Annotated in this window: 27 tRNA genes and 1 pseudogene; 1 reads left to right on the top strand and 27 read right to left on the bottom strand. The window is 48.1% G+C overall.

Going from position 1 to position 2,800, the window contains the following annotated elements:
* Positions 1 to 132, top strand: a pseudogene (locus tag ACF1X7_RS10050) (IS30 family transposase); the annotation flags it as partial.
* A gap of 113 nt (positions 133 to 245) precedes the next feature.
* On the opposite strand, the gene ACF1X7_RS10045 reads toward ACF1X7_RS10050, so the two are convergent.
* The 27 genes from ACF1X7_RS10045 to ACF1X7_RS09915 form a co-directional block, all read right to left on the bottom strand.
* A tRNA-Leu gene (locus ACF1X7_RS10045) sits at positions 246 to 329 on the bottom strand.
* A 34-nt stretch (positions 330 to 363) separates the two neighbouring features.
* Positions 364 to 434: transfer RNA gene (locus ACF1X7_RS10040), tRNA-Cys, on the bottom strand.
* A 34-nt stretch (positions 435 to 468) separates the two neighbouring features.
* Positions 469 to 540 (bottom strand) — tRNA-Gln (locus ACF1X7_RS10035).
* An 8-nt stretch (positions 541 to 548) separates the two neighbouring features.
* Positions 549 to 621, bottom strand: a tRNA-His gene (locus ACF1X7_RS10030).
* A 59-nt stretch (positions 622 to 680) separates the two neighbouring features.
* Positions 681 to 751, bottom strand: a tRNA-Trp gene (locus ACF1X7_RS10025).
* Positions 752 to 759: 8 nt separating this feature from the next.
* Positions 760 to 840, bottom strand: a tRNA-Tyr gene (locus tag ACF1X7_RS10020).
* 5 nt (positions 841 to 845) lie between these two features.
* A tRNA-Phe gene (locus ACF1X7_RS10015) sits at positions 846 to 918 on the bottom strand.
* Between the two features lie 9 nt (positions 919 to 927).
* Positions 928 to 1,001, bottom strand: a tRNA-Asp gene (locus tag ACF1X7_RS10010).
* Positions 1,002 to 1,004: 3 nt separating this feature from the next.
* A tRNA-Met gene (locus ACF1X7_RS10005) sits at positions 1,005 to 1,078 on the bottom strand.
* A gap of 9 nt (positions 1,079 to 1,087) precedes the next feature.
* Positions 1,088 to 1,178 (bottom strand) — tRNA-Ser (locus tag ACF1X7_RS10000).
* Positions 1,179 to 1,209: 31 nt separating this feature from the next.
* A tRNA-Glu gene (locus ACF1X7_RS09995) sits at positions 1,210 to 1,281 on the bottom strand.
* Positions 1,282 to 1,289: 8 nt separating this feature from the next.
* Positions 1,290 to 1,377: transfer RNA gene (locus ACF1X7_RS09990), tRNA-Ser, on the bottom strand.
* 15 nt (positions 1,378 to 1,392) lie between these two features.
* Positions 1,393 to 1,466 (bottom strand) — tRNA-Ile (locus tag ACF1X7_RS09985).
* Between the two features lie 6 nt (positions 1,467 to 1,472).
* Positions 1,473 to 1,543, bottom strand: a tRNA-Gly gene (locus tag ACF1X7_RS09980).
* 12 nt (positions 1,544 to 1,555) lie between these two features.
* A tRNA-Phe gene (locus ACF1X7_RS09975) sits at positions 1,556 to 1,628 on the bottom strand.
* A gap of 9 nt (positions 1,629 to 1,637) precedes the next feature.
* A tRNA-Asp gene (locus tag ACF1X7_RS09970) sits at positions 1,638 to 1,711 on the bottom strand.
* Between the two features lie 2 nt (positions 1,712 to 1,713).
* Positions 1,714 to 1,787, bottom strand: a tRNA-Met gene (locus tag ACF1X7_RS09965).
* 45 nt (positions 1,788 to 1,832) lie between these two features.
* Positions 1,833 to 1,906 (bottom strand) — tRNA-Ile (locus tag ACF1X7_RS09960).
* A gap of 15 nt (positions 1,907 to 1,921) precedes the next feature.
* Positions 1,922 to 1,995, bottom strand: a tRNA-Met gene (locus ACF1X7_RS09955).
* A gap of 38 nt (positions 1,996 to 2,033) precedes the next feature.
* A tRNA-Pro gene (locus ACF1X7_RS09950) sits at positions 2,034 to 2,107 on the bottom strand.
* Positions 2,108 to 2,112: 5 nt separating this feature from the next.
* Positions 2,113 to 2,186: transfer RNA gene (locus ACF1X7_RS09945), tRNA-Arg, on the bottom strand.
* 14 nt (positions 2,187 to 2,200) lie between these two features.
* A tRNA-Leu gene (locus ACF1X7_RS09940) sits at positions 2,201 to 2,286 on the bottom strand.
* Between the two features lie 14 nt (positions 2,287 to 2,300).
* Positions 2,301 to 2,372 (bottom strand) — tRNA-Gly (locus tag ACF1X7_RS09935).
* A gap of 7 nt (positions 2,373 to 2,379) precedes the next feature.
* Positions 2,380 to 2,452: transfer RNA gene (locus tag ACF1X7_RS09930), tRNA-Thr, on the bottom strand.
* Positions 2,453 to 2,487: 35 nt separating this feature from the next.
* A tRNA-Leu gene (locus ACF1X7_RS09925) sits at positions 2,488 to 2,571 on the bottom strand.
* Between the two features lie 23 nt (positions 2,572 to 2,594).
* Positions 2,595 to 2,667, bottom strand: a tRNA-Lys gene (locus ACF1X7_RS09920).
* A gap of 2 nt (positions 2,668 to 2,669) precedes the next feature.
* Positions 2,670 to 2,742, bottom strand: a tRNA-Val gene (locus ACF1X7_RS09915).
* Positions 2,743 to 2,800: the final 58 nt, after the last annotated feature.

The following is a 2,800-nucleotide window of genomic DNA, read 5'->3' as shown; positions in this document are numbered from 1 at the left end:
CCGAAAAAGACCAATTTTAGCCAAGTAATGACTGATGAGATCCTAGCAGCACTTGAACTAATTAATCAACGACTATTAAAGATACATCATCAACAGACTGCCATTGAAAGATTCCGGGCTTGTTCGGATTAAACTTGTAATTTGCCTTTATCAATTAACTATTAGTATTCAAAAGAACCATGGTATTAACGCAACAAAAAAAGCCCTATCTTTAAGGCTTTTTAAAACTGTATAATGTTCAATTATACCGGTGATCGGGGTCGAACCGATACTTCCGTGAGGAAACGGGATTTTGAATCCCGCGCGTCTGCCAATTCCGCCACACCGGCATTTTGACCAATTAAGGTTAGCGCCTAAACGCAAAGGCGGTAACCGGATTTGAACCGGTGATAAAGGTTTTGCAGACCTCTGCCTTACCACTTGGCTATACCGCCATAAAAGAACAAATCCTGTCCCTTAAAAAGTAAATTGGGCTAGCTGGATTCGAACCAGCGCATGACAGGATCAAAACCTGTTGCCTTACCGCTTGGCCATAGCCCAAGAATAAAGGCGGTATGTGGGAATCGAACCCACGTATGTCGGATCCACAAACCGATGTGTTAACCACTTCACCAATACCGCCATCATTAACATGAATAATTATACTACATTCACACATAATATGCAAGCTATAATATAAACAGGGATAGTAGGAATTGAACCCACACTGACGGTTTTGGAGACCGTAGTTCTACCTTTAAACTATATCCCTAAAAAATATGGAGGAGAGTGGATTCGAACCACCGAACCCGAAGGAGCGGATTTACAGTCCGCCGCGTTTAGCCACTTCGCTACTCCTCCAAAAATGGCGCAGGACAGAATCGAACTGCCGACACATGGAGCTTCAATCCATTGCTCTACCAACTGAGCTACTGAGCCATTTTGAAACGGTCACAACGGGACTCGAACCCGTGATCTCCTGCGTGACAGGCAGGCGTCCTAACCAGCTAGACCATGCGACCAAATTGCGGGAGTAGGGTTTGAACCTACGACCTTCGGGTTATGAGCCCGACGAGCTACCAGACTGCTCCATCCCGCGATAATATAAAGGAGAATGAGAGATTCGAACTCTCGCGTGGGCAGAACCCACCTGACGGTTTTCAAGACCGTTCCCTTCAGCCAGACTTGGGTAATTCTCCATAAAACATATAAAATGTAACATTGTTACAATGACCCGTACGGGATTTGAACCCATGATACCGCCGTGAAAGGGCGGTGTCTTAACCACTTGACCAACGGGCCATACAAAACGGAGAAGGAGGGATTTGAACCCTCGCGCCAGTTTCCCGACCTACACCCTTAGCAGGGGCGCCTCTTCAGCCACTTGAGTACTTCTCCATATTATTTAGATAATGGGCCTAAATGGACTCGAACCATCGACCTCACGCTTATCAGGCGTGCGCTCTAACCAGCTGAGCTATAGGCCCATGAAAAGCGGGTGACGAGAATCGGACTCGCGACAACAGCTTGGAAGGCTGTGGTTTTACCACTAAACTACACCCGCATATTCATGATATGGCGCAGGACAGAATCGAACTGCCGACACATGGAGCTTCAATCCATTGCTCTACCAACTGAGCTACTGAGCCATTTTGAAACGGTCACAACGGGACTCGAACCCGTGATCTCCTGCGTGACAGGCAGGCGTCCTAACCAGCTAGACCATGCGACCAATTGCGGGAGTAGGGTTTGAACCTACGACCTTCGGGTTATGAGCCCGACGAGCTACCAGACTGCTCCATCCCGCGATAATATAAAAATATTATAACCACCTACAAAATCTCACCAAACGATGGACCTTGTAGGACTCGAACCTACGACCGGGCGGTTATGAGCCGTCTGCTCTAACCAACTGAGCTAAAGGTCCAAGTTTTTTGAAAAATAGCGGCGAAGGGGATCGAACCCCCGACCTCCCGGGTATGAACCGGACGCTCTAGCCAGCTGAGCTACACCGCCAAAAAACTTAAATTTATAACATGTAACTTACGTTACAATCGGGAAAACAGGATTCGAACCTGCGACCCCCTGGTCCCAAACCAGGTGCTCTACCAAGCTGAGCTATTTCCCGTTATATGCACCCAGTAGGAGTCGAACCTACAACCTTCTGATTCGTAGTCAGACACTCTATCCAGTTGCGCTATGGGTGCATTTTTCATTATGATGCCGAGGACCGGAATCGAACCGGTACGGTAGTCACCTACCGCGGGATTTTAAGTCCCGTGCGTCTGCCAGTTCCGCCACCCCGGCTTAATCATAATGAAAGCGGAAGACGGGATTCGAACCCGCGACCCCCACCATGGCAAGGTGATGTTCTACCACTGAACTACTTCCGCATCTTAATGCCGACTAGACGATTCGAACGCCCGACCCTCTGATTACAAATCAGATGCTCTACCAACTGAGCTAAGTCGGCATAATAAGATAACTTTCATTGAATATTCAATTGAATGCGGGTGAAGGGACTTGAACCCCCACGTCTATATAGACACTAGAACCTAAATCTAGCGCGTCTGCCAATTCCGCCACACCCGCATTTTGGCGTGTAACTTGGCCGATGAGTCGTGACAGGCTCGAACTGTCGACCCTCTGATTAAAAGTCAGATGCTCTACCAACTGAGCTAACGACTCAATGGAGGTTACAGGGCTCGAACCTGTGACCCTCTGCTTGTAAGGCAGACGCTCTCCCAACTGAGCTAAACCTCCATCAATAAAAAGCGCGGCAACGTCCTATCCTCGCAGGTAGTTTCCCACCAACTACTAT

Origin of the sequence: Latilactobacillus sp. VITA-14, assembly GCF_046580785.1 — a bacterium.
GTDB lineage: Bacteria > Bacillota > Bacilli > Lactobacillales > Lactobacillaceae > Latilactobacillus > Latilactobacillus curvatus.
This window is presented reverse-complemented; position numbering and strand designations above follow the sequence as displayed.